This is a genomic window from Pseudoalteromonas sp. Scap06 (genome assembly GCF_013394165.1).
Classification (GTDB): Bacteria; Pseudomonadota; Gammaproteobacteria; order Enterobacterales; family Alteromonadaceae; genus Pseudoalteromonas.
Window position 1 is genome coordinate 1603521 of sequence record NZ_CP041330.1, and the last position, 25173, is coordinate 1628693.

A 25173-nucleotide genomic window follows, 5' to 3' on the forward strand; every position below is an offset into this window, starting at 1 on the left:
CGGTTTTTTGCTATCTGGAGCTTTATAATGTCACAGTCCCCGGAATTATCCTTTTCTAAACGTTTACTTAAGCACATTCTTCTATGGACTGTGTTTGGTTATTGTTACCAAAGCGCCATATCGTTATTACAAAAAATGGCTATTGATGCATATCCAGAAGACGCACTAATAATGACCTTATTATATGGCATCGGGTTTAATATTTTATCGGGGCATTTAATTACAAAATACGATAATTATTGGCCTGTATGGGGCGCGTTTTATATTGGCACTATCGGTTTAGTAGCTGTGCCTCTTTTACTGGTCGGTGTGGCTGGATTATTGTCGATGAGCTTACTTGTTGGAATTTTGCTCAGTTTGCCTGTGTGTACCTTTGCTATTGGTTTAATTAAAGAAAAACTCAATAAAAACTAGCCCCAAAGACCTTTTATTTTGTGATAGCATATACGGGTCTTTTAACTAACAAAACGTGAATAACACATTATGTCAGATAATTTTACTACAGATGCTGAAAAAGCAAGTTACGGTATTGGCTTACAAATGGGTGAGCAACTTAAGGCTAATCCTTTTGAAGGTTTAAACTTAAATTCAGTATTTGAAGGCATGAAAGATGCGTATGCAGGCAGTGCTTTTCAAGTTGAGATCCCTGAGATCCAAGCTGCATTTGAAAAAATTAACGAAGAGATCCAAGCTCGTCGTGAAGAAGAAGCTAAAGTACTCGCTGCTGAAGGCATTGCATTTTTAGAAGAAAACGCAAAACGTCCTGAAATTACAGTAACTGAGTCAGGTCTTCAGTACGAAGTACTTGCAACAGGTGAAGGCGAGAAGCCAACTGCTGAGTCTACAGTACGTGTTGATTACCACGGTACTTTAGTAAACGGTACTGTTTTTGACAGCTCATACGAGCGCGGTCAACCTGCTGAATTCCCAGTGGGCGGCGTGATCAAAGGTTGGACTGAAGCATTACAAATGATGCCAGTAGGTACTAAGTGGCGTTTATACGTTCCTCATGAGCTTGCTTATGGTGAACGTGGTGCCGGTGCAGCAATCGCACCTTACTCAACACTTGTATTCGACGTTGAGTTACACGCAATTCTTTAATTAGAACGTACATAACATTTTAGTTATGAAAAAACCGCATTCATTAATATGAATGCGGTTTTTTATTGTCTCATTAAACTGATCTTTGCTTAAAAGTAGCCTCTTACTCCAAATTGGAAGTTACGACCAGGAAGTGGCGCGGTGTCTTTAATAAACGAGCTGTGTACAAAACCAAGTTCATCAGTAATGTTATCAACACTTAGGTAAAGCTGTGAGTCAACGGCACCTAAATCAAGCTGATAATTGGCTTGTAAATCAATCAATGTATAGCCATCTGTTGCTGTTTCGTATGCACTAATATCATTTTGCTCAAAATAATGTGTTCCTGTTAAGGTAAATTGTGCGCTACCTAGGGTGTATTGAAGTTCTGAACCCAATTTATTAGCAGGAATGCGTGGTAAATTTCCTTCATTATCTTTTAGTTTGGCGCGAGTAGAATCACCAAATACTTTTACCATGGCGCTGGGGTTTATTTGATAATGTACATCAAATTCAAAACCATACAGCTCAGCATCTTTACTTGTGAACTGATAAACATCAATTGCGTCACTGTGACCATTGGCTGCAGGTTCAAAACCATCCATTTCATCAAACACTAATCCTGTGTTTTGCTGATAATAAAAGTTTTTAATGTCGTTATAGAAAAAGTTGACAGTGTAACCAAAGTCTCCACTAAAGCGACGTAAACTAATATCTAGATTAGTTGATGTTTCTTGTTTAATTTCTTCAGGCTCAAAATGCGCTTCGTTACCTTCAATATGGTAACCCAAACCAAGTTCATAAGTCCCGGTAGCAATATGCACACCATTAGAGAGTAGCTCCGCTGAAAGTGGTGCACGTTCTGAATGTGACAAACTAACGGCTAGGTTGTGACTTGGCATATACTCCCAAATCGCACCTGCTGAGGCACTTAGATTAGTAAAGCTTTGGGTGTAGTTAACAGTTTCATCTGCTGATACAGGTTCGTCATCATGGCTGTGCTGATGCGTATCTACATCACTTTTTATCTCATAATCTTCTAAACGGGCGCCAAGTTCTACGGTGACGTCACCAAACTTGCGTTCTTCAAGTAAATATAGCGCATGAGTCGTAGTGATACTTGCAGGTGTAAAGGCTTCTTCACCAATCGCGTCATAATCAGACTCACTATAGTGATAGCCAATCATGCCATGCCATTGGCCTAATTGATGCTCTACGTTTAAACGTGCTTCAGTGGTTTCATTACTAAAAGTGGTGCCAATAGCGCCGTCTTCAATTTCACTATGGGTATAGTCTGTGTAACCAAGACGTAGGTTAATAGACTCAATCCAGTTATCATGAAATGCATAACTTACCAGCCCCTGCCAACGGTCTTGTTCTAAATGAGCATAAACAGGTGTTTCTGAATGTTCTTCACCTTCGTGTTCTTCATGCTCGCCTGCTTCTTCATGTGCATGATCGTGTTCATGATGAGCATGTGAATGGCCTGGAATACCATAGTCTGTTTCGATATTACCGTATGAAAATCCAACGGTTAAATGCTCACCCACATAGCTAGTACCAAAATTAACTGTTTCACTGTCTATAAAGGTATTTTCAACTGAAGTAGCTGTTTCTTCATCGCCTTCAACATGTACTTCACCTTCTTCATGTTCATCCGGTAAATTAAAACGAGGTGTTTGGTAATCATCACCGCTGCGTTTAGTACCATCAAAATGGAAATTAAAGTTATTGCTACCCGTTTCTAGTTTTGCTGCGTAGGTATTCGCATTTGAAACTGTATCGTGTGTGTATTGGGCAGCTCCAGATAGAGAGTCAATGTTATTGGTTGGAATACGGTTATCAACCACATTGACTACACCACCAATAGCACCAGAGCCATAAAGTAGAGTGCTTGGGCCACGTAACACTTCAATTTGCTCTGCCGCTAGGCTGTCACTTGATGTAGCGTGATCAGGTCCAATGCGAGACGCATCGCTGCTATCCAAACCATTTTGTGTAATTTTAACTCGAGGACCACCTAAGCCGCGGATAATCGGACTTGATGAAACAGGGCCAAAATAACTAGCATTAACGCCTGGTATGCCTTTAAGTGTCTCACCTAGCGTCGGCTTAGCTTTATTTTTTAGCTCATCGCCTGATAGCACACTTACTGGTGAAATCATTTCTAAGCTATTTTTATGCAGGGCAGAGGCATATACAACAACAGTTTCAACCGAAGTTGGCTTTAAAGTAACATCAATAGTGTTGTCTGTATTTTCAAGCGATATACGAGAATCTAGGTAGTTATCTTTACTGATATGTAATTGACTCTTAGAATCTATGTCAATACTAAACTGGCCTTGTGCATTACTTTGCACGCTTTTTGACTTACCATGAACATGAATTGTGGCATTGGCAATGGGTTGCTTTTTTGTGTCTGTTACCGTGCCGTTAATCGTCGCAGCAAGTGCAGAGTGAGAACACAAAACAGACAGTAGTGCTGAGGATATGAGTGTTAGCTTAGTCATAGTTACTTCAATTCGTGGTTGTTATGTTGTGATATAATATAACACTACAAAATTATGCTATCAACAATGTTATACTATAACTTTAAAATTTGCGTTGAATAACACAATAGAGCGATAAATTTAATCTAGCACGGTATTATTACAGTTAAATTTAAGAGCGACTGTCTATCATCAGTATGTCTAACTTTTTTTGTGCTTTAAAATGATTTTGCTTATCGACTGGTTCGAGCATTTCACAGTCATCGTTTATCATTTCTGAAATTAAACTCGGATAATGCCTGCAATCTTGGGGTCGGTCATGATAAATACTGCAAGTATATTTATCTTTTTCTTCAGGGGATGCTTTATTGGCAAGCTCTAAAAATGGGCATTGCGTTAATTGCTCACCCGTCGTTGGGTCAAACCATAATTGATCGTTTTTAACGTATTGAAATATTTCAGGGTTGAATAACGCCCACATTTCAATTTCATCCTGATTAGTATCTAAATCTGCCGCACCATATTTGGTACAGCACTTACCGCATTGATTGCAATTTTGCATAGGGTAGATTTTTACTGTTGCTGTTAATAGTAAGCATTAAGTGTAGCACTCTAATATCCGTGTCAATAAACTAAACAGTGCTTTTTGTTGCTTATACTACTTTTGTAACAACGCGGCGCTTAATAATAATGTATTATTAGATAATAGGTTTCTGACACAGCGCTGTAAAAAATTAAATAGGCGCATTAATTAAGGTAGCGAGTAATTATGAATACTAAAGTATACAAAGCGGTTCACGATTTAGCAGAAAAGTTGATGGCAGCTGCCAATAAAAATGATACTAAACAGTTTGAATCTTTATATGCAGAGCTCAAAGCAATTTGTATTGAAAACGAAAATACCGCTAAAGATCACCCTGTACAGTGGGAAACTCTAGCAGATTTTACCGAAGAGCTAGAAGACGCTATTGAGACTTACGAAAAAGCGTTGCAGAAGTCGATAGAAATTAATAACAAAGATCATATGTCGTCGGTTGCATTTTCTATGGCTACTTTGCAGCTTGAGCTGGGTGATAAAGAAGCGGCGATTAAAAATCTACAAGATGCAAAAGTCAGTGCGAATAAAATTGAAGACAAAGAATTAAAGTCAGAGATCCATGAGCTATTAGAGTCACTGGTTGAAGAAGAAGGTTAGGAAACTTTATAGTGATTATTAATAATCAGCGCCAGTAGTTTACACTTGGCGCTTTTTTATGAAGAAGATAAAGTTCAACTTCATAAAATACTTATAAATAACTTACCGAGTAATTTTTTGGAGAAAAAATGCTAGCGCAAATAGAACAATGGATTGATAAAACGAATAGCGAATATGCAAATCAAAGAATATGCTGTGAAAAATTTGCTAGCGAGTTTGAGGGCTTTTACCCAAATGAATTTTTGAAAACTGCATTTTATGTAGTTGTTGATAAAATTCCTAAACCTGACTTTACAAGTTTACGTGAACTTGGTTTAAGCAATTTTATTGATATGGATGTAGCTGGAATAACCTATAAAAATACATATTATATACTACCTAACGCTGTGCATAATTTAAGAGTGCATTTTCATGAGCTTGTTCATGTAGTTCAATGGCGTGAACTCGGTGCGCACGCTTTTATAATGCGTTACATCAATGAAATCCAAACCTGTGGTTACAATGATGCTCCACTTGAAAAAATGGCCTATAAACTTGATGCGCACTATACCAGTAATGGAAATAAATTTAATATTCCTGACTACATTACGCAACAGCTTTAGTTAATTACTATTATAAAAGGAATTTATATGTCACGTTTTTTGTTTTATTCACTAGCTCTATTTACTTTTCATGTGCAGGCGAGCTCTTTTGATGATGATATCGTTAATGCATTAATCTATAGAACAACACAACCAGTAACTTACGATGGTGCCTATCATCAACTTGAGTATCCAGGTGGTGATGTGCCCGCTAATATTGGTGTGTGTACCGATGTTTTAATTAGGTCGTACCGGCAGCTTGGTGTTGATTTGCAAAAGTTAGTACACGAAGACATGCAGAACAATTTTCGTGCATATCCTTCTAAGCGTATTTGGGGATTAACCAAGCCAGATAAAAATATTGATCATCGACGTGTGCCTAACTTACAAGTTTACTTTGAGCGCCATGCAAAAGTGTTAACTAAATCGCTTAATGCAGAGGATTATAAAGCCGGTGACATAGTTACTTGGATGCTGCCAGGTAATTTACCGCATATCGGTATGGTCGTTAATGAAATAGCGCAGGGCAGCGGCAACCCGCTTATTGTGCATAATATTGGTCGTGGACCAGAAATGAGCGATATGCTTTTTGCGTATACAATTACGGGTCATTACCGATTTGTGCCTGCAAAATATTCAGAGTAAATAACACTGTACTAGTAGGCGTGTTTGAGTTTAAAAACACGGCATACAGGTTTGGTACAAACCTAGCTGTTATATATTATTCTAGTGCTGTTAAATACGCTTAATGTGAGTTACTTACTTTAAATTAATACTGATATCACCATTTGGTTTGCAGCAACACAAGAGTATTTCACCATCGCGAACAAACGCTAACGGCTCTTCATTGTAATTAACTTCACCAGAGACAAGTGTTGCTCGACACGCACCGCAATATCCCTCACGGCATTGGTAAGCGGCATCAATCTTATTCGATTCTAGGCAATGTAAAAGAGAAGGGCAGCCAGCGGCAAAATCAATGCGCTGGCTGTTATCTGCAAGTGTGATACTTGCAGTGGTTCTATCAGTCATTATAAATCAAAGTCACCAAATTCATCGGCATCTACTTGTGAGTCAATCTGACCAACTAAGTATGAGCTTATTTCGGCCTCTTGAGGAGCAACTTGCACGTTATCTGACACTAACCATGAGTTGATCCATGGAATAGGGTTACTGTTATTTTCAAACTGTGCAGGCAGACCAATCGCGGTCATACGCGCATTGGTAATGTACTCAACATATTGACATAGAATGTGTTTATTCAAACCAATCATCGAGCCATCTTTAAATAGGTACTCGGCCCATTCTTTTTCTTGCTCTGCGGCTTCAACAAACATTTTAATTGCTTCTTCACGGCACTGTGCGGCAACAATCGCCATTTCAGGGTCATCTTTACCATCTTGCATGATATTTAAAATATGCTGAGTACCTGAAAGGTGGAGTGCTTCATCACGGGCAATAAGCTTTATAATTTTAGCATTACCTTCCATCAATTCACGCTCGGCAAACGCAAATGAGCAAGCAAAGCTCACATAAAAGCGAATGGCTTCTAAAATGTTCACTGACATCATTGCCAGGTACAATTTCTTTTTCAGCTCAAATAAATTAACTACCACGGTTTGGCCATTAATTTCGTGTTTGCCTTCACCGTATAGGTTGTAAAGCGATACAGAATTGATTAGGTCATCATAATAAGTAGTTACCGCATCGGCACGCTCACTTATTTTGTCATTGCTAACAATGTCATCAAAAATGAGTTCAGGTGCTTGGGTTACGTTACGAATAATATGGGTGTACGAACGACTATGAATAGTTTCACTAAACGCCCATGTCTCAATCCATGTTTCTAGCTCAGGAATAGACACAATCGGTAATAGCGCTACGTTAGGCGAACGACCTTGAACACTATCAAGCAGCGTTTGATATTTTAAGTTGCTTAAAAATATGTGCTTCTCGTGATCGGGAAGCGCTTGAAAGTCTAAACGGTCTTTACTTACATCAACTTCTTCAGGTCGCCAAAAGAAAGACAATTGTTTTTCTATTAGTTTTTCAAAAATAGGGTATTTTTGTTGATCGTAACGTGACACGTTAACGGTTTGACCAAAAAACATTGGCTCTTGCATTTGGTTATTATGGTTTCTGCTAAAAGTAGTATAAGACATGTTTATCACTCAAAAAACTATCACTAAAACTATCAGGACAAAGCGGGCAGGGCGCCCGCTTTAAGTTTAACTATTAAATTTTACACGCGCCGCCTGCACAATCATCATCTTCCACTTCTGGAGTGTCTTCTTGAGCATCTGATGCGCCATCGCGGGTATTATGGTAATACAGTGTTTTAACACCTAACTTGTAGGCACCGAGTAAGTCTTTTAGTAAGACTTTCATAGGTACTCTACCGCCTTCGTATCTGTTTGGATCATAATTAGTATTTGCTGAAATTGTTTGGTCGATAAATTTCTGCATTATGCCTACTAATTGTAAGTAACCATCGTTTGATGGAATATCCCACAGTAACTCATAGTTATCTTTAAGGCGTTCGTACTCAGGAACAACTTGCTTTAAAATACCATCTTTACTTGCTTTAACACTAATATGGCCACGTGGTGGCTCAATACCATTGGTTGCATTTGAGATTTGCGATGATGTTTCTGATGGCATTAATGCGCTCAGCGTTGAGTTACGCATACCGTGCTCTTTAATGTTGGCACGTAACGTATCCCAATCAAGGTGCAGTGGTTCATCACAAATTTTATCTAAATCACGCTTATACGTATCTGTTGGCATAATACCTTGTGAGTACGTAGTTTCGTTAAATTTAGGACATGCTCCACGCTCTTTTGCCAGCTCATTAGATGCTTTCATTAAGTAGTACTGAATCGCTTCAAATGTTTTATGCGTGAGTGCATTTGCGCTGCCATCTGAGTAACGCTTACCGTTTTTAGCTAAGTAGTAGGCGTAGTTAATCACACCTATCCCTAGGGTACGACGTCCCATAGTGGCATTTTTTGCCGCCGGTACTGGGTAGTCTTGGAAATCAAGTAAGTTATCTAGTGCACGTACTGCAAGCTCAGCTAACTCTTCTAATTCATCCAGTGACTCAATCGCGCCTAAGTTAAATGCAGACAAGGTACATAAGGCAATTTCACCTTCTTCATCATTTACATTGTTCAGTGGCTTAGTCGGTAATGCAATTTCTAAACATAAGTTAGATTGACGAATAGGCGCCACTTTCGAAATAAATGGGCTATGTGTATTACAGTGGTCAACATTTTGTAAGTAAATACGACCGGTGCTGGCACGTTCTTGAGCAAACATAGAAAACAGTTCAATGGCTTTAATACGTTTTTTACGAATTGACTCGTCTTGTTCATACTTTACGTAAAGTGCATCAAATTCGTCTTGATCTTCAAAGAATGCGTCGTAAAGGCCCGGCACGTCTGAAGGGCTAAATAAGGTAATGTAATCGTCTTTAATTAAACGCGAATACATTAATTTATTAAACTGTACGCCGTAGTCTAGGTGACGTACGCGGTTATCATCAACACCACGGTTGTTTTTAAGTACCAGTAGGTTTTCTACTTCTAAATGCCAAAGCGGGTAGAATAAAGTAGCGGCTCCGCCACGTACACCGCCTTGCGAACAACTTTTAACGGCTGTTTGAAAATGCTTATAAAAAGGAATACAACCTGTGTGGTACGCTTCGCCGTTACGAATAGGGCTACCTAATGCACGAATACGTCCGGCATTAATACCAATACCGGCACGTTGAGAAACGTATTTAACAATCGCTGATGATGTCGCGTTAATTGAATCTAAGCTGTCGCCACACTCAATCAGTACACATGAGCTAAATTGGCGCGTTGGTGTACGTACACCCGACATAATTGGTGTAGGTAAAGAAATTTTAAATAATGAGACCGCATCGTAAAAACGTTTGATGTAATCAATACGCGTTTCACGTGGGTAATCTGAGAATAAGCTTGCCGCAACTAATATATATAAAAACTGTGCACTTTCGTAAATTTCACCGGTTACACGGTTTTGAACTAGGTATTTACCTTCAAGCTGTTTTACTGCTGCGTAGCTAAAGTTAAGATCGCGTGAATGATCTAAGTAAGCATCTAATTCATCAAGTTCTTGCTCTGTGTAATCAACAAGCAAATGTGCGTCGTAGCGTTTTTGTTCAACCATGTCAGTAACGTGGTCAAAAAGGCGCGGTGGCTCAAATTGGCCATACGCTTTTTTACGTAAATGGAATACAGCTAAACGAGCAGCAAGATACTGATAATCAGGTGATTCTTTTGAGATCTGATCCGCAGCGGCTTTGATAATCGTCTCATGAATATCTTTAGTACGAATACCGTCATAAAATTGAATATGCGATTTAAGTTCAACTTGTGAAACCGAAACGTTGTTTAAACCTTCGGCGGCCCATTCAATAACGCGATGGATCTTGTCTAGATCAAGCGGCTCTTTACGGCCGTCACGTTTGCTTACAGATAACTGTTGGTTCATAGTTTTGCCTGTATTCCTTGGGAATTAAATATTTTTGACCAATGAGTGCACTTAAAACGCCCAGTGCCTATTCTTTTATTGTTATTTCCACCGCATAGGTAAATTTAATCGAATAACATTTAGCCACAATATCTGGTGTTGTTCAAATTAGAGATCACAAGATAGTGTGGTCTGTGATCTTTTGCAAGGGACAGAAACCGCTCTCATTGTGGATAACGTTGGGATAACGTAATTGTGTTAGTAGGCATTAACCTTTGATCATTCGGTTAAGTTGAAATTTGTAAAAATCAACTAAGGAAAGATTAAATTTACGCTTTTTAAAAATAAATTTCGTCTGCTTTTTTTATCATCAAGCTTTGCGTAAAAACTAACACAATCACAATATGTAGTGTTTATTAATTAACATGGCACTATATGTGGTTGAATGCATCTATAGGGCTATGCCAATTAAAATCTGCATTCCAAGCCAATGCTTCGTCTATACTCGGTACATATCCCCACAGTGCGGTAGCGGTGTGCATATTCGCAGCTTTACCTGCTTGTATATCTCGCTGTGCATCACCTATATATAGGCAGCGCGAAGGATCAACACTCATTTGCTCAGCACAATGTAATAAAGGAAGGGGTGAGGGCTTAGATTCAGCTAATGTATCACCACTTATCACAATTTGAGCATTTTTTAATGCAGGAATCGCCTCGACTAAAGGATCGGTTAAAAAGCCAGGCTTATTTGTCATAATGCCCCACGGGATCCCTTTATTATCAAGGGCAATGAGTAACTGTTCTATACCTACAAAGCATTGGGTATGGGTGGCAATATTGGCAGCGTAGTGTGCAACTAGCTCTGCTAAAAGTTGCTCTTGCGGTTGTTGCGCCCAAGCTTCTTTAAAACCAGCAGCAAGTAATGCTGCTGCGCCATTTGAAGCTGCGGGTCGATATATATCACTGCCCACTAAGGGCTGTTGATGATTATGCAGCACACTATTTAGCGCGGCGCCTAAATCATCAGCGGTATCGAGTAAAGTGCCATCTAAGTCAAACAGCAATGCTTGATATTCAATTGGGCTAGTAGGTGTTTGCAAGCTTGCCATTACGCTAACTTCTCAAAGTGCAGCATATAATTTACGCTGACGTCATCATTAACCGTATATTGCTTTGAAAGTGGGTTGTAACTTAATCCTGCACTGGCACGTACCTTCAAGCCTGCTTGTTCTGCCCATGCGATTAATTGCGCAGGTTTAATAAACTTTTTATGGTCATGGGTACCTTCAGGCACCATTTTTAACAGTTTTTCTGCACCGACAATAGCGTATAAATAAGCTTTAGGGGTTTTATTAAGGGTAGAGAAGAATACATCCGCCCCAGGTTTTGCTAATTTAGCGACCGCATGAATAATAGAAGCAGGGTCGGGAACGTGCTCTAACATTTCCATGCAAGTAATCACATCAAAGCGCTCAGGGTGCTCATCAGCAAATTGTTCAGCAGGTACTTTTATATATTCAACGGGTACACTTGTTTCTAAACTGTGTAACTTAGCGACAGTTAAAGGCTCTTGCCCCATATCGATACCTGTTACCTTTGCACCCATTCGCGCCATGCTGTGACTTAAAATACCGCCGCCACATCCTACATCGAGGGTTTCTTTGTCAAATAATCCTTTAGTTTTGTCAGCGATAAAATCTAATCGTAATGGATTAATTTCGTGAAGCGGCTTAAATTCGCCTTCTAAATCCCACCAACGCTCTGCGATGGCTTCAAACTTTGCTATTTCTGCGTTATCTACATTTTGATGTTCGGTCATAAAATACTTCCTCGTCAATCTGAGGCCATTATATAGGGCTAAATTGATAAATCGCAAAGTTTTGCGCCTGTAAATTAAAATTAATTGTGATAGCATGGTTGCTTAGAAATAATAACAAACACTCTTAATACCTAATACTGGGTTGTTAAGAGCTGATACTGAAGGAATGTGATATCAAATGACTGATCTCGCCAATGAAATTCTGCCAGTCAATATTGAAGACGAGTTAAAAAACTCCTACTTAGATTACGCCATGAGTGTAATTGTAGGACGTGCATTACCAGACGTACGTGACGGTTTAAAACCTGTTCACCGCCGCGTCTTGTTTGCAATGAACGAGCTTAGTAATGACTGGAACAAGCCTTACAAAAAATCGGCCCGTGTGGTCGGTGACGTAATCGGTAAATACCACCCACACGGCGACAGTGCAGTTTATGACACCATCGTACGTATGGCTCAGCCATTCTCACTACGTTATATGCTAGTTGATGGTCAGGGTAACTTTGGTTCGGTTGATGGTGATTCAGCAGCGGCAATGCGTTATACAGAAGTACGTATGGCAAAAATGTCGCACGAATTATTAGCCGATCTTGAAAAAGAAACGGTTGATTTTGTGCCTAACTACGACGGCACAGAACAAATTCCTGATGTGTTACCGACTAAAATACCTAACCTGTTAGTTAATGGTTCGTCAGGTATTGCTGTTGGTATGGCGACAAATATCCCGCCACACAACTTAACAGAAGTAGTGAATGGCTGTTTAGCGCTTATTCAAAACCCTGAATTAACTATTACTGAGTTAATGGATTACATCCCAGGGCCTGATTTCCCAACTGCGGCCATTATTAATGGTAAAAAAGGCATTGAACAAGCCTATCAAACCGGTCGTGGTAAAGTGTACATGCGTGCGCGTGCTGAGATTGAAACTGATGAGAAAACTGGCCGCGAAACGATTATTGTTCATGAAATCCCTTACCAAGTTAACAAAGCCCGTTTGATTGAAAAAATTGCTGAGCTAGTTAAAGATAAAAAAATTGAAGGGATCAGCGCATTACGTGATGAATCAGATAAAGACGGTATGCGTATCGTTATCGAGATCAAACGTGGTGACGTAGGTGAAGTTATTTTGAACAACCTTTATTCACAAACTCAGTTACAAACTGTGTTTGGTATGAATATGGTTGCGTTAATTAATAACCAACCTAAGTGTTTCAACTTAAAAGAAATGCTTGAAGAATTTATTATTCACCGTCGTGAAGTTGTTACCCGTCGTACGGTATTTGATTTACGCAAAGCCCGCGACCGTGCGCACACGCTAGAAGGTTTAGCGATTGCACTGGCAAATATTGACCCAATTATCGAACTTATTCGTAAGTCACCAACACCTGCTGAAGCAAAAGTTGCACTAACAGCGCGTCCTTGGGAATTAGGTAATGTTAAAGCCATGCTTGATAAAGCAGGTGAAGACAATGTTGCCCGCCCAGATTGGCTAGCAAGCGATCTTGGTATTCGTGATGGTCAGTACTATATTTCTGAGCAACAAGCTCAAGCAATACTAGACTTACGTTTGCATAAACTAACAGGTCTTGAACACGAAAAAATTCTTACTGAATACCAATCGTTACTAGACCTAATTGCTGAACTATTATTCATTTTGGCAAGTCCGGAACGTTTAATGGAAGTTATTCGTGATGAGTTAGTTGAAATTAAAGAACAATATGGTGATGAGCGCCGCACTGAAATTAATGCAGCTGCACACGATATTAGCCTTGAAGACTTAATTAACGAAGAGAACGTGGTTGTGACCTTATCACACGAAGGGTACGTTAAGTATCAAGCGTTAAGTGATTACGAAGCGCAGCGTCGTGGTGGTAAAGGCAAGTCAGCAACCAAGATGAAAGATGAAGATTTCATTGAACGTCTACTTGTTGCCAATACGCACGATACTATTTTATGTTTCTCTACTGCGGGTCGATTATATTGGCTTAAAGTGTATCAGTTACCACTTGCAAGTCGCGCAGCGCGCGGTAAGCCAATTGTTAACTTATTACCGCTTGAAGCAGATGAACGTATTACTGCTATTTTGCCGGTACGCGATTATGAAGATGATAAATACATCTTTATGGCGACAGCATTTGGTACGGTTAAGAAAACACCATTGACTGCATACAGCCGTCAACGTGCTAGCGGTATTATTGCCGTTAACTTAAACGAAGGTGATAGCTTAATTGGTGTTGATATTACCGATGGTAGCAACGAAATTATGTTGTTCACTGATGCGGGTAAAGTTGTACGCTTTAAAGAAGCTGAAGAAACCACGGTAGTTGATGAAAATGGTAACCCTGTTCTTGATGAAGAAGGTAAGCCTGAGATTCGCTTCAAAGGTGTACGCCCTATGGGTCGTACTGCAACAGGTGTTCGTGGTATTAAGATGCCAGACGAACAACGTGTTGTATCACTGATTGTACCTAAGAATGATGGTGCAATATTAACAGTAACAGAAAATGGTTACGGCAAGCGTACTCAACTTGAAGACTACCCATCTAAGAGTCGTGCAACACAAGGTGTTGTATCAATTAAGGTGAGTGAGCGTAATGGTGCCGTTGTTGGTGCTGTTCAAGTTGATGACAACGACGAAATAATGATTATTTCGAATCGTGGTACCTTAGTACGAACTCGCGTTAATGAAGTTTCTACGGTTGGACGTAACACCCAAGGTGTTATTTTGATCAGAACTATTGACGAAGAGCAAGTAGTTGGTTTACAACGTATAGAAGAGATTGAAGTGACTGAAAGTGACTTGATTGATATCGAAGACGTTGAAACAGTAGATACGGTTATAGATGAAGTAGCGGATGACAATCCTCCTTCAGAATAATTGAGATTGAAAAAAGCGGCCTTGGCCGCTTTTTTTATGTGGTTGAAAAAAACTAAAGACACTTGAATTAGTTTAATACCAATTCACTTAATTAAGTGGTCTATTTTAAGGCTGGAAAAACGTGTTGATAGCTAGGCAAAAAATTTGCTATTTAGTTGTTTAAATGAGAATTTTTTAACGCAGGTAGCGACACGTTTAGCCCCGTAAAATGATTAAGTATTATTGCGGATTGGTATTAGTTCAAGTTAAACAGTAAATTACTGGAATGAGGAAAAGGTAATGAGTATTTATAATTTTTGTGCGGGTCCTGCAATGTTACCACCGGCTGTCATGCAAAAAGCACAAAAAGAGTTTTTAGACTGGCAAGGGCTTGGCGTTTCAGTAATGGAAATGAGCCATCGCAGTAAAGAATTTTTAGCATTAACGGCTAAGTGTGAAGCTAGTCTACGTCGCTTAATGAATATTAGTGATGAGTTTGAAGTGCTGTTTATGCACGGCGGTGGTCGAGGTCAATTTAGTGCCGTACCTTTAAACCTCCACGTTGATGGAAAAAAAGCGGTGTATTGTGAAAATGGCGTGTGGTCAAAAAGTGCAACTAGCGAAGCTGATAAGTTTACTCAAACTCACACTATTGACGTACGTAATGACGATAATGGCTTATTTTCTATCAAGCAGGTAGCCGATTGGGTTTTACCAGCCGATGCTGCATATATTCATTATTGCCCAAATGAAACTGTAGATGGTCTAGAGATTTTTGATGTACCCAGTCACCCAACAGCACCGATTGTCGCCGATATGTCGTCGACTATTCTATCGCGCGAAATTGACGTTAATCAATTTGATTTAATCTACGCAGGTGCTCAAAAGAATATCGGCCCATCGGGTATTGCTATCGTAATTGTTCGTAAAACGCTACTTGAGCGTGAAGGGCTAGCTAAGCCAGGTATTTTAGATTACGCACTTGAAGCAAAACAAGGCAGTATGTTTAACACTCCACCTACATTTGCATGGTATTTAGCAGCTGAAGTATTTGAATGGCTTGAGCAAAATGGTGGTGTTAAAGCCATGGAAACACATAATACTGTCAAAGCGCAGCTGCTTTATGACTTTATCGATGAGTCTGATTTTTACACCAACAAGGTAGCAAAACATTGTCGTTCACGTATGAATGTGCCTTTTTGGTTAGTTGATGAAAGCCTAAATGATAAGTTTGTTAAAGAGTCAACAGAAGCGGGCTTATTAGCGCTTGAAGGGCACCGTATTGTTGGCGGTATGCGCGCGAGTATTTATAACGCAATGCCACTGGAAGGAGTTAAAGCATTAGTTGATTTTATGGCGGCTTTCGCAAAGGAGAACAGCTAATGGAGCAACTTTCTTTAGCGCCTATTTCACAGGTTAATGGCAGTGTTACTCTGCCGGGTTCGAAAAGCTTGTCAAATCGCATTCTATTATTGGCTGCACTATCAAACGGCACTACGGTTGTAGAAAACTTATTAGACAGTGATGATATTCGTCATATGTTGGGCGCCTTAGCGCAGCTCGGTGTGAATGTGACACTTAATGATGAGCGAACCATCGCGACCGTAGAAGGTGTAGGTGGCGTATTTAAAACGCCAACTGAAGCACTGTTTTTAGGTAATGCAGGTACAGCATACCGTCCTTTAACGGCCGTGCTTGCAGCGATTGCTGGGGAGTATGAGTTAATTGGTGAGCCACGTATGGAAGAGCGACCAATTGGCCACTTAGTTGATGCACTGCAAGCCTTAGGTGGTAATGTTAGTTATTTAAAAAATAAAGATTATCCGCCGCTTAAAATTGTTGGTGGGCAAATAGCAGGTGGTGAAGTCGAAATTGACGGTAGTATTTCAAGCCAATTTTTAACTGCGCTTCTTATGGCTGCACCGTTATTTAAAGGTGATACTCAAATTAAAATTAAAGGCACGTTAGTGTCTAAGCCTTACATTGATATTACTCTTGATGTAATGGCGCGTTTTGGTGTTACCGTTGAGCATGATAATTACAGTACTTTTTTTGTAAAAGGTGCACAGCAGTATCAAGCCGTTGAGCGAATTATGGTCGAAGGGGATGCTTCATCTGCTTCTTACTTTATTGCTGCTGCAGCAATTGCCGGCGGCGAAATAGAAATTAAAGGCGTCGGTGCTAAATCAGTTCAAGGTGATATTGGTTTTGCTAATGTTATGGAGCAAGTAGGTGCAAAAATTGATTGGTATGACGAACGTTTAGTTGTTCGTAAAGGTGAGCTTAACGGTATTGATATTGATGCGAATGCAATACCTGATGCTGCAATGACCCTGGCTACAGTTGCCTTGTTTGCAAAAGGGCCAACGGCAATTCGCAACATTTATAACTGGCGAGTAAAAGAAACTGACCGTTTACACGCTATGGCTACTGAGCTTAAAAAAGTAGGGGCTGAAGTAGTTGAAGGGCATGACTTTATTGAGATCACACCGCCAAAACAATTTAATAATGTGGCTGTAGATACCTATGATGACCACCGTATTGCCATGTGCTTTGCAATGGTGGCGGTAGGGGGTAAGCCAATCACGATTAACGATCCGGCCTGTACTTATAAGACATTCCCAACATTTTTCAACGTGTTAGCATCTGTCAGTAAATAGGCTATTTATAAGTATTTATAAAAAGTTACATACTAAAAGCGGATAATCTTTAATAATTGACGTATAATGTGGCGGTTTATTTTGGTGTGCATTGAAGGAGGTTTTAAATGCCGGCGTTATTAATGCCCGTAATCACCGTAGATGGCCCAAGTGGTTCTGGTAAAGGAACTGTTTGTCGCTTATTGGCTGAAAAATTAGGCTGGGATGTGTTAGATAGCGGTGCAATTTATCGCGTACTTTCACTTGCAGCACTTCATCACCAAATTGCGTTAGATAACGAAGAAGCACTGGTTCCACTAGCTGCAAATCTTGATGTGCAGTTTCTGATAGACAGTGATACTAATGCAGGAAAGATTATTTTAGAAGGCGAAGATGTAACAACCACTATTCGAAATGAAGAAGTGGGAGCTGCAGCGTCCAAAGTTGCGGCATTGCCACGAGTTCGTGAAGCGTTACTTCGTCGCCAGCGTGCGTTTAGAACTGAAAATGGCTTAATTGCTGATGGTCGCGATATGGGCACTGTTGTGTTTCCTGATGCGCCATTAAAGATATTTCTAACCGCAAGTGCAGAAGAACGTGCTCGCAGACGTTTTGTTGAGTTGAATGAGCGCGGGCTTGATGTTACACTAAGTGGTCTATTACAAGACATTCAAGCACGTGATGATCGCGATATGAATCGCGCCGTTGCGCCGCTTGTACCTGCAGAGGATGCGATTGAGCTTGATACTAGCGAACTCAACGCACAGCAAGTCTTTGATAAAGTTATAACTTTATTAGATTCAAGTATCTCTGAAGGTAAGCTTCCTAAACGAAGCTAAACACATTTTATGCACCAGCAGGACGCCAGTGCTATTTTAACAACCCCATGCAGCATGGTTGCTTATTGGTATTAATATATGAGACGTATATTCGTATGTCAGAAAATTTTGCGCAGTTATTTGAAGAAAGCTTAAAGGGTTTTGAAGCAGAGCAAGGCTCTATCGTTAAAGGTACAGTAATCTCAATCGAGAACAACATTGTACTTGTAGATGCTGGTCTTAAATCAGAAAGTGCTATCCCTGCAGAGCAGTTCAAAAATGCTGCTGGTGAACTAGAAGTTGCTGTTGGCGACGAAGTAGATGTTGCACTAGATGCAATCGAAGACGGTTTCGGTGAAACTATCCTTTCTCGTGAGAAAGCGAAGCGTCACGAAGCGTGGATCCGTCTTGAGAAAGCATGTGAAGAGCAAGAGACTGTTACTGGTGTTATCAACGGTAAAGTTAAAGGCGGTTTCACTGTTGAAGTTGATTCAATCCGTGCTTTCCTACCTGGTTCACTTGTTGATGTTCGTCCAGTACGTGACACAACTCACCTTGAAGGCAAAGAGCTTGAATTTAAAGTAATCAAGCTTGATCAAAAACGTAACAACGTTGTTGTTTCACGTCGTGCAGTTATCGAATCAGAAAACTCACAAGAACGTGAAGAGCTTCTTGCTAACCTTGTTGAAGGTCAAGAAGTTAAAGGTATCGTTAAGAACCTTACTGACTACGGTGCATTCGTTGACCTTGGTGGTGTTGATGGCCTACTACACATTACTGACATGGCGTGGAAGCGTGTTAAGCACCCTTCAGAAATCGTTAATGTTGGCGACGAAATCGCAGTTAAAGTTCTTAAATTCGACAAAGATAAAACTCGTGTATCTCTAGGTCTTAAACAGCTTGGCGAAGATCCATGGGCAGCTATCGCTGGTCGTTACCCAGAAGGCTCTAAACTTTCTGGTCGTGTAACTAACCTTACTGATTACGGTTGCTTCGTAGAAATCGAAGAAGGCGTTGAAGGTCTAGTACACGTTTCTGAAATGGATTGGACTAACAAGAACATCCACCCTTCAAAAGTTGTTTCACTTGGTGACACTGTTGAAGTTATGGTTCTTGAAATCGACGAAGAACGTCGTCGTATTTCTCTTGGTCTTAAGCAATGTATTGCTAATCCTTGGCAGGAATTTGCTCGTCTACAAAACAAAGGCGATCAAGTTACTGGTAAGATCAAATCAATCACTGACTTCGGTATCTTTATCGGTCTTGACGGTGGTATTGATGGTCTTGTACACCTTTCAGACATTTCTTGGAATACACCTGGCGAAGAAGCTGTACGTGAATTCAAGAAAGGCGACGAAATCACTGCTATCGTATTGCAAGTTGACCCAGAGCGTGAACGTATCTCTCTAGGTGTTAAGCAAATCGAAGCTGACCCATTCAATAACTACCTTGATGCAAACAAAAAAGGTGCTATTGTTAAAGGTAAAGTGACTGAAGTTGATGCGAAAGGCGCAACTGTTGAACTTATCGAAGGCGTTGAAGGTTACATCCGTGTAGCTGATATCGCTCAAGAGCGCGTTGAAGATGCAACTACTGTTGTTTCTGTAGGCGACGAAATCGAAGTTAAATACGTTGGTGTTGATCGTAAGAACCGCACTTTAAGCTTATCTGTTAAAGCTCTTTTCGAAGCAGAAGAGAAAGAAGTACTAGAGAAGCTTAAGAAAGAAGAGCCAGTGTTCGAAAACGCAATGGCAGCTGCTTTCGCAAATGCACAAAAAGACTAATTAATTATAGTCTTTTAATTGGAAGGGCAGTTTATGCCCTTCCACTATTTCTTTTAAGGAAACGCTATGACTAAGTCAGAACTGATAGAAACACTTGCTGAACAACACGCACATATTCCTGTGAAAGATGTTGAGAACGCTGTTAAAGAAATTCTTGAACAAATGGCCGGCTCATTATCTTCTTCAGATCGTATTGAGATCCGAGGTTTTGGAAGTTTCTCTTTGCATTACCGTGCACCTCGTACAGGTCGTAATCCTAAAACAGGTGAAACTGTAGAGTTAGATGGTAAGCATGTACCTCATTTTAAGCCAGGCAAAGAACTACGTGACCGTGTAAACGAGAGCATTGCTTAGTAAATTTATTGGAGTAGTTACTTGTTCAAGGTATTAAAAATTATTCTGGCAGCACTTTTTTTAATTGGTGCATTTGTATTGGGTTCGCAAAATCCACAATTAACACAAATTAACTACATAATAGCCAGTAATACATTACCTTTAGCCGTTATAATAAGTATCTGCTTTTTGTTAGGTGTTGTAGTGGGTTGCTTTGTGAGCTTTAAATTGTTTACGCAATTAAAGTGGCAAAATTACCGTTTAAAAAAGCAAATAACGCCTGAAAAAGATAATAAAAAGCGTATTGCCAACAAAGATACCTAATTATGATTGAGCTGTTGTTTTTACTGCTTCCTGTCGCCGCCGGTTATGGCTGGATCATGGGAAAAAACAGTGCGAAAAATCAGGCTCATCAATTTAATAGAGAAATCACTTCTGAATACAGTAAAGGGTTAAAGTTCTTACTGGACAGAGAAGAAGATCAGGGGCTTGAGCATTTAATTAATTTGCTCGAAGTAGCTGCTGACTCTGTAGAACACTATTCTACATTAGCCACTATGTTTCGCCGCCGTGGCGAGCTTGACCGCGCAATAAAAATTCATGAATTGCTATTAAAACACCCAAGCCTTAACGAAAAACAAGCTGCCAATAGTCGGTTAGAATTAGCAGAAGACTATATTATGGCAGGTTTACTCGATAGCGCAGAAGAACATTTAATATGGCTGGTAAAAAATAACCATGAAGATGCTCTTGAGCCAATTATTTCCTTATATTCACAGACCCGTGAATGGGAAAAAGGCATTAGTATGTTTGAAGCGCATACTGAGCTTTTTTCAAAAGAACAACACTTCAAAGCCATCGCAAACTTTTATTGTGAATATGCTATTACCAGTAATAATCCTCAACTTATGCGCAAAGCTATTAGCTTAAACTTTAAAACAATCAGGCCTCTATATGAGCTTGGTTTGTCTGCCTATACAAAAGAAGATTACGTAAAAGCAATTTATTATTGGCGAGAACTTATCTGTCAATTTACCTTTTTTGCGCCATTATTTATTGATAAGTTAGCGCATAGTTATAAGCAACTTAAACTAACCCATCAGTTTCATGAACTCGTGAACGACTTATTAGATAAGGGTGGGGTAATGATAAAAATACAGCATTGCCAAGCGTTGCTTGAGCAAGGTCACACTGAACAAGCCTTTGAATTTTTAACCGACAGTTTAAAACGTCAACCTACCATCCGTGGCTTTAGTTTTTTACTGCAGTTAATGAGCGCCGAAAATAAAAATACCAAAGATGTGCTTAATCAAATAGATAAACTTGTTACCTCATATATTGCTACCAAGCCTGACTTTCAATGCCAGCATTGTGGCTTTACAAGTTACACCATTTATTGGAATTGCCCTTCGTGTAAACATTGGGAAACCATTGTGCCTAGCAGAGGCTTAGACGGATTTTAATCTTTATACTTTTCGCTCACTAGTAGGATAGTTATGTCTTTCGAACAATCAAAAAAAATTCTTATCGCTCTTGATTATGATGATCAGCAAACTGCTTTAGCATTTGTGAAACAGTTATCACCGGATACCTGTCGATTAAAAGTGGGTAAAGAAATGTTCACATATTTTGGCCCTGAATTTGTTAAAGAGCTGGTTGATTTAGGTTTCGATGTATTTTTAGATTTGAAATTTCATGATATCCCAAATACTGTTGCTAAAGCAGTAACCGCTGCAGCTAAAATGGGCGTGTGGATGGTTAATGTTCATGCAAGTGGTGGTTTTGAAATGATGCATAAAGCAAAGCAGGCACTCGAACAATTTGGTGATAAAGCTCCTTTATTGATTGCCGTGACCGTTTTAACCAGCATGGATGAAACTGAGCTTGGGCGTTTAGGTATAACTAAATCACCACAAGAGCAAGTTATGCATTTAGCAAAACTAACAAAGCAAGCAGGGCTTGATGGTGTGGTTTGTTCTGCACAAGAAGCACAAAGTTTAAAGGCGGCTTTAGGCAAAGAATTTAAACTCGTAACCCCAGGTATTCGTCCTGCTGGCAGTGATGCGGGCGATCAAAAACGTATTATGACACCTAAAGACGCGATTGAAGCTGGCAGTGACTATTTAGTAATAGGGCGTCCGATTACTCAGGCACAAAACCCTGTAGAAGTATTAAATGATGTTAATAAATCAATAGCTTAAATTTAAAGTATGCATAATTATAAGGAGTTTATTACAACTTTTTTTGTTTGTGCTACATTTAGTTACGGCTATGCAGTGAGGAACTAACTTTGCGTTTAATAATGTTTGTAGTGGTAATTATCATTAGTGGCTTTGCTGTTAATAAATATGTATTTTCAACCAAAATGTATGATGATGTTTCGAATGTTACCGATTTGGTATCTGATTACCCCGTTGATTTATTTAAGTTTAAAAAAATCGCCCAAAACTATGCTCAGCATTTATGTTATACAAATGAAGCTGTTTTAGCAGGACTTGATATAAGTAGTAGAGAATGTGTTGATGTACACGATGAAATGCAGAATGAGTGTACAAAAAAAGTATTTAGATTAGCGCCATTAAATATGACATCTAAAAAAGAATTAATTGAATATTCAAATCAATATTCACGTTGTACCTTACCTTACAAAAACATTAAGTTATAAATTTTAAATACGAAAAAGCCACTTAAGTTTATACCTAGGTGGCTTTTTTATAGAATTATTTTAAACGAATAGACTTAGCTTCAATATCAATTAAGCCTTGTTTAAATAACCCACCAATGGCTTTTTTGTAGTTTGCTTTACTGGTCGAGAAAACTTTTTTAATTAATTCAGGTTCAGATTTATCGCCTATGGCTAAGATGCCACCTTCATCTTTTAGTTTTTCCATAATTTTTTCGCCAAGTTCACTGACTTTACCCATACCTGGCTTTTCAAGTATAACGTCAATTTTTCCGTCTTCACGCACTTTTTGAATAAACCCTTTGAGCTTTTGACCAACAAATAGGTTTTTAAATACCATGTTGTAAAATACAACACCAAAATGAGACTCTTCAATAAGTACTTTGTAGCCGATATCGGTTTTACCTGCCACAATTAAATCGACTTCTTGCAAGTGGCTATACTGCGGCTCGTCTTTTGATAAAAAGCGATTAAAGTTGGTTGAAGCACAAATTCGCTGACTGGCATTATCTAGGTATAAACGGACTAAATACGAGTAACCTTCTTGCATACGCGGTTTTTGTTCATTAAACGGTGCAAGCACGTCTTTTTCTAAACCCCAATCTAAAAAAGCACCAATGCTGTTTATTTCTTTAACGCGCAGTAGGGCATATTCACCGACTTGTGCGTGTGGTTTTTTAGTTGTTGCTGTTGGCAGGTTTGCGTTATCTAAAAAGGTAAAAACGCTGATGCTATCGCCAGCTTCAAGTTCATGTTTAATCTCGTGTTTAGGTAAAAATACTTCACCTAAGTCATGGCCATCTAAATAGGCACCTTCATTACTGACTTCTTTTACAAATAAGGTTTGGGTAGTTCCAAGGTAACTCATAATTATTCCTGCTCAGGCTTTTTTTTACGACGCATAGGGGTATCACCATCGATGTTAAGTGGTGCTTTAATTGGGGCTACTGGTTTTTTCGGTTTCGCTTTGCGTTTTTGATGTGGTTTTTTATCAGCCACTACCTTTTTAATTGGTTTAACTGGCGTAACCTTTTTCTCTTTGATGCCTTTAAATTTCGCTTTTAAACCATCAACCACCGCAAACGACAATTCGTCATTTAAAAATGACTTTATTGCTAAGTAACTTGCCCAATCTTTAGGACCAACAAATGATAGCGCGTTGCCTTTAAAACCAGCTCGGCCTGTGCGACCAATACGGTGAACGTATTCTTCAGCGTGTTTTGGTAGATCAAAATTAATAACATGGGTCACACTGAGTAAATCTAAACCGCGAGATGCAACATCAGTAGTAATTAATATTTTAAAGTTCTCACGGCTAAACGCATCCATGATATCAAGGCGCTTACTTTGAGTTAAATCCCCGGCTAGTGCGACAGACTTAAAGCCTTTACTATTTAATGCCTCGCTTAAGCGACTGGTATCAGCACGTGTTGCGGTAAATATAATACATTGCCCTACATTATCTTGATTAAGAAAATGCTCAAGTAGCGCTTCTTTATGATCAAGATGATCGGCTAAATACAATGTTTGTTTAATATCACTGTGTTGCTCATTGGCTGCACTGAGAATAATTTGTTTTGGTTTTTTTAATAAATTACGCGAAAGGGCATCTACTTGAGCATGATCTAATGTCGCTGAAAACAATAGGGTCTGGCGTAATCGGTGATCTGCCAGTTCATTAATTAACTTAAGCTGGTCGGTGAAACCTAAATCCAAAATACGGTCAGCTTCATCAAATATAAGTAGCTCTAAGCCACTTAACTGTAAAGAGCGTTGCTTTAAGTGATCGGCTAAGCGCCCTGGTGTAGCAACCACAAAATGTGGGTCGTTGCGCAGTGCTTTAATTTGGTCGTTAAAGTTTTCACCACCGAGAATTTTAACTGCCTTAATATTGGTACCGGCAATAAGTAACCGTAGTTGGGTGAACACTTGGGTTGCAAGCTCACGAGTTGGAGCAACAATAAGTACACGAGGATCACGTTTACTGAGTGCTTTTTGTTTCATTACTCGCTGCACAGCAGGTAATAAAAACGCTAAAGTTTTGCCTGACCCAGTTTTTGACTGAGCGAAAATGTCATGTCCAGCGAGTGCCGTTGGCACAGCATGAGCTTGAATATCGGTAGGCTGGGTGATCCCTTGGTGCGCTAATTGTGTTTCTAGGCGAGTATCAATCCCAAGATCAGTAAAGTGCAATGTATATTTCTCCAATATGAGCAAGTCTTGTAAATTTATCCGCGCATTATAGCCCACTGAGCCACTGCGCTAACAGTAAAAAGCGCATTATCATCCATTTTTTTGCATTTAAATAAAAAAAGCGTAAAATACGCGCCCCATATGCGCCGGATTTACGATTCGGTAAACGCCCCTTGCGGGGTTTAAAGGCAAAATAGGAAAA

The 25173-nt window shown here is 39.5% G+C and carries 24 protein-coding genes; 15 read left to right on the forward strand and 9 right to left on the reverse strand.

From position 1 onward, the window contains the following. Window positions 1-90: 90 nt before the first annotated feature. Together FLM47_RS07315 and FLM47_RS07320 are read left to right on the forward strand one after the other, a co-directional pair. Entirely contained in the window at window positions 91-414 is a 324-nt protein-coding gene (locus FLM47_RS07315) for a hypothetical protein (protein WP_178956854.1), read from the forward strand. Between the two features lie 69 nt (window positions 415-483). Then, complete coding sequence (locus tag FLM47_RS07320; RefSeq protein WP_008112467.1) at window positions 484-1101, forward strand: FKBP-type peptidyl-prolyl cis-trans isomerase; 618 nt, start codon at window positions 484-486, stop codon at window positions 1099-1101. Window positions 1102-1190: 89 nt separating this feature from the next. On the opposite strand, the gene FLM47_RS07325 is transcribed toward FLM47_RS07320, so the two are convergent. Next, window positions 1191-3590: a TonB-dependent receptor gene (locus FLM47_RS07325; RefSeq protein WP_178956028.1), complete on the reverse strand. Its 2400-nt coding sequence runs from the start codon at window positions 3588-3590 to the stop codon at window positions 1191-1193. Between the two features lie 151 nt (window positions 3591-3741). Continuing rightward, window positions 3742-4131 carry a YkgJ family cysteine cluster protein gene (locus FLM47_RS07330; protein WP_138608504.1) on the reverse strand — a complete coding sequence of 130 codons (390 nt, stop codon included), beginning with the start codon at window positions 4129-4131 and terminating at the stop codon, window positions 3742-3744. A gap of 207 nt (window positions 4132-4338) precedes the next feature. On the opposite strand from FLM47_RS07330, the gene FLM47_RS07335 reads away from it, so the two are divergent. From FLM47_RS07335 to FLM47_RS07345, 3 genes are all read left to right on the forward strand, one after another. Then, the gene (locus FLM47_RS07335; RefSeq protein WP_010389912.1) at window positions 4339-4764 is read left to right on the forward strand and encodes a tetratricopeptide repeat protein; all 426 of its coding nucleotides are present in this window, start codon (window positions 4339-4341) and stop codon (window positions 4762-4764) included. Window positions 4765-4892: 128 nt separating this feature from the next. Continuing rightward, the gene (locus tag FLM47_RS07340; RefSeq protein ID WP_178956029.1) at window positions 4893-5366 is read left to right on the forward strand and encodes a hypothetical protein; all 474 of its coding nucleotides are present in this window, start codon (window positions 4893-4895) and stop codon (window positions 5364-5366) included. 27 nt (window positions 5367-5393) lie between these two features. Further along, window positions 5394-5990: a DUF1287 domain-containing protein gene (locus FLM47_RS07345; RefSeq protein ID WP_178956030.1), complete on the forward strand. Its 597-nt coding sequence runs from the start codon at window positions 5394-5396 to the stop codon at window positions 5988-5990. Between the two features lie 114 nt (window positions 5991-6104). Here FLM47_RS07345 and yfaE read toward each other — a convergent pair whose 3' ends face one another. The 5 genes from yfaE to ubiG form a co-directional block, all read right to left on the reverse strand. Continuing rightward, window positions 6105-6377: a class I ribonucleotide reductase maintenance protein YfaE gene (yfaE, locus tag FLM47_RS07350; RefSeq protein ID WP_076919572.1), complete on the reverse strand. Its 273-nt coding sequence runs from the start codon at window positions 6375-6377 to the stop codon at window positions 6105-6107. Continuing rightward, window positions 6377-7507, reverse strand: coding sequence for a class Ia ribonucleoside-diphosphate reductase subunit beta (nrdB, locus tag FLM47_RS07355; protein WP_138608498.1), 1131 nt, complete (start codon window positions 7505-7507; stop codon window positions 6377-6379). The genes yfaE and nrdB overlap by 1 nt, the downstream gene beginning before the upstream one ends. A 73-nt stretch (window positions 7508-7580) precedes the next feature. Further along, a complete protein-coding gene (gene nrdA, locus FLM47_RS07360; RefSeq protein ID WP_138608496.1) occupies window positions 7581-9863 on the reverse strand; it encodes a class 1a ribonucleoside-diphosphate reductase subunit alpha in 2283 nt (760 codons plus the stop codon). A gap of 410 nt (window positions 9864-10273) precedes the next feature. Beyond that, window positions 10274-10954 (reverse strand): HAD family hydrolase, encoded by a 681-nt coding sequence (locus FLM47_RS07365; protein WP_178956031.1) that lies wholly within the window; start codon window positions 10952-10954, stop codon window positions 10274-10276. After that, window positions 10954-11664 carry a bifunctional 2-polyprenyl-6-hydroxyphenol methylase/3-demethylubiquinol 3-O-methyltransferase UbiG gene (ubiG, locus tag FLM47_RS07370; RefSeq protein WP_054200873.1) on the reverse strand — a complete coding sequence of 237 codons (711 nt, stop codon included), beginning with the start codon at window positions 11662-11664 and terminating at the stop codon, window positions 10954-10956. Before ubiG ends, FLM47_RS07365 begins: the two co-directional genes overlap by 1 nt. A gap of 178 nt (window positions 11665-11842) precedes the next feature. On the opposite strand from ubiG, the gene gyrA reads away from it, so the two are divergent. The 10 genes from gyrA to FLM47_RS07420 all read left to right on the forward strand — a co-directional run bounded on the left by gyrA (window position 11843) and on the right by FLM47_RS07420 (window position 22760). Further along, entirely contained in the window at window positions 11843-14542 is a 2700-nt protein-coding gene (gene gyrA / locus FLM47_RS07375) for a DNA topoisomerase (ATP-hydrolyzing) subunit A (RefSeq protein WP_178956032.1), read from the forward strand. Window positions 14543-14821: 279 nt separating this feature from the next. After that, entirely contained in the window at window positions 14822-15904 is a 1083-nt protein-coding gene (gene serC / locus FLM47_RS07380) for a 3-phosphoserine/phosphohydroxythreonine transaminase (protein ID WP_178956033.1), read from the forward strand. After that, on the forward strand, window positions 15904-17181 hold the full coding sequence (gene aroA / locus FLM47_RS07385) for a 3-phosphoshikimate 1-carboxyvinyltransferase (RefSeq protein WP_178956034.1): 1278 nt from the start codon (window positions 15904-15906) through the stop codon (window positions 17179-17181). Before serC ends, aroA begins: the two co-directional genes overlap by 1 nt. 107 nt (window positions 17182-17288) lie before the next feature. Continuing rightward, window positions 17289-17999 (forward strand): (d)CMP kinase, encoded by a 711-nt coding sequence (cmk, locus tag FLM47_RS07390; RefSeq protein ID WP_010389925.1) that lies wholly within the window; start codon window positions 17289-17291, stop codon window positions 17997-17999. 95 nt (window positions 18000-18094) lie between these two features. After that, window positions 18095-19762 (forward strand): 30S ribosomal protein S1, encoded by a 1668-nt coding sequence (rpsA, locus tag FLM47_RS07395; RefSeq protein ID WP_002961176.1) that lies wholly within the window; start codon window positions 18095-18097, stop codon window positions 19760-19762. Between the two features lie 66 nt (window positions 19763-19828). Beyond that, the gene (gene ihfB, locus FLM47_RS07400) at window positions 19829-20116 is read left to right on the forward strand and encodes an integration host factor subunit beta (RefSeq protein WP_024600987.1); all 288 of its coding nucleotides are present in this window, start codon (window positions 19829-19831) and stop codon (window positions 20114-20116) included. Window positions 20117-20137: 21 nt separating this feature from the next. Beyond that, entirely contained in the window at window positions 20138-20419 is a 282-nt protein-coding gene (locus FLM47_RS07405; RefSeq protein ID WP_138608486.1) for a lipopolysaccharide assembly protein LapA domain-containing protein, read from the forward strand. 2 nt (window positions 20420-20421) lie between these two features. After that, window positions 20422-21558 (forward strand): lipopolysaccharide assembly protein LapB, encoded by a 1137-nt coding sequence (gene lapB / locus FLM47_RS07410; protein ID WP_138608484.1) that lies wholly within the window; start codon window positions 20422-20424, stop codon window positions 21556-21558. 33 nt (window positions 21559-21591) lie between these two features. Continuing rightward, complete coding sequence (gene pyrF, locus FLM47_RS07415; RefSeq protein ID WP_138608482.1) at window positions 21592-22296, forward strand: orotidine-5'-phosphate decarboxylase; 705 nt, start codon at window positions 21592-21594, stop codon at window positions 22294-22296. Between the two features lie 89 nt (window positions 22297-22385). After that, window positions 22386-22760, forward strand: coding sequence for a hypothetical protein (locus tag FLM47_RS07420; RefSeq protein WP_171039639.1), 375 nt, complete (start codon window positions 22386-22388; stop codon window positions 22758-22760). A 55-nt stretch (window positions 22761-22815) separates the two neighbouring features. On the opposite strand, the gene FLM47_RS07425 is transcribed toward FLM47_RS07420, so the two are convergent. Together FLM47_RS07425 and FLM47_RS07430 are read right to left on the reverse strand one after the other, a co-directional pair. After that, a complete protein-coding gene (locus FLM47_RS07425) occupies window positions 22816-23646 on the reverse strand; it encodes a S1 RNA-binding domain-containing protein (protein ID WP_010389931.1) in 831 nt (276 codons plus the stop codon). 2 nt (window positions 23647-23648) lie between these two features. Next, window positions 23649-24971: a DEAD/DEAH box helicase gene (locus tag FLM47_RS07430; RefSeq protein WP_178956035.1), complete on the reverse strand. Its 1323-nt coding sequence runs from the start codon at window positions 24969-24971 to the stop codon at window positions 23649-23651. Between the last annotated feature and the right edge of the window lie 202 nt (window positions 24972-25173).

Excerpts from the sequence above, each read along its gene's own strand:
- nrdB (WP_138608498.1), bottom strand. The coding sequence starts at position 7,507 with ATGTCTTATACTACTTTTAGCAGAAACCATAATAACCAAATGCAAGAG.
- FLM47_RS07425 (WP_010389931.1), bottom strand. The coding sequence starts at position 23,646 with ATGAGTTACCTTGGAACTACCCAAACCTTATTTGTAAAAGAAGTCAGT.
- nrdA (WP_138608496.1), bottom strand. The coding sequence starts at position 9,863 with ATGAACCAACAGTTATCTGTAAGCAAACGTGACGGCCGTAAAGAGCCG.
- yfaE (WP_076919572.1), bottom strand. The coding sequence starts at position 6,377 with ATGACTGATAGAACCACTGCAAGTATCACACTTGCAGATAACAGCCAG.
- gyrA (WP_178956032.1), top strand. The coding sequence starts at position 11,843 with ATGACTGATCTCGCCAATGAAATTCTGCCAGTCAATATTGAAGACGAG.
- lapB (WP_138608484.1), top strand. The coding sequence starts at position 20,422 with ATGATTGAGCTGTTGTTTTTACTGCTTCCTGTCGCCGCCGGTTATGGC.
- FLM47_RS07320 (WP_008112467.1), top strand. The coding sequence starts at position 484 with ATGTCAGATAATTTTACTACAGATGCTGAAAAAGCAAGTTACGGTATT.
- FLM47_RS07325 (WP_178956028.1), bottom strand. The coding sequence starts at position 3,590 with ATGACTAAGCTAACACTCATATCCTCAGCACTACTGTCTGTTTTGTGT.
- ubiG (WP_054200873.1), bottom strand. The coding sequence starts at position 11,664 with ATGACCGAACATCAAAATGTAGATAACGCAGAAATAGCAAAGTTTGAA.
- pyrF (WP_138608482.1), top strand. The coding sequence starts at position 21,592 with ATGTCTTTCGAACAATCAAAAAAAATTCTTATCGCTCTTGATTATGAT.
- ihfB (WP_024600987.1), top strand. The coding sequence starts at position 19,829 with ATGACTAAGTCAGAACTGATAGAAACACTTGCTGAACAACACGCACAT.
- aroA (WP_178956034.1), top strand. The coding sequence starts at position 15,904 with ATGGAGCAACTTTCTTTAGCGCCTATTTCACAGGTTAATGGCAGTGTT.
- FLM47_RS07345 (WP_178956030.1), top strand. The coding sequence starts at position 5,394 with ATGTCACGTTTTTTGTTTTATTCACTAGCTCTATTTACTTTTCATGTG.
- FLM47_RS07365 (WP_178956031.1), bottom strand. The coding sequence starts at position 10,954 with ATGGCAAGCTTGCAAACACCTACTAGCCCAATTGAATATCAAGCATTG.
- FLM47_RS07335 (WP_010389912.1), top strand. The coding sequence starts at position 4,339 with ATGAATACTAAAGTATACAAAGCGGTTCACGATTTAGCAGAAAAGTTG.
- serC (WP_178956033.1), top strand. The coding sequence starts at position 14,822 with ATGAGTATTTATAATTTTTGTGCGGGTCCTGCAATGTTACCACCGGCT.
- FLM47_RS07340 (WP_178956029.1), top strand. The coding sequence starts at position 4,893 with ATGCTAGCGCAAATAGAACAATGGATTGATAAAACGAATAGCGAATAT.
- FLM47_RS07330 (WP_138608504.1), bottom strand. The coding sequence starts at position 4,131 with ATGCAAAATTGCAATCAATGCGGTAAGTGCTGTACCAAATATGGTGCG.
- rpsA (WP_002961176.1), top strand. The coding sequence starts at position 18,095 with ATGTCAGAAAATTTTGCGCAGTTATTTGAAGAAAGCTTAAAGGGTTTT.
- cmk (WP_010389925.1), top strand. The coding sequence starts at position 17,289 with ATGCCGGCGTTATTAATGCCCGTAATCACCGTAGATGGCCCAAGTGGT.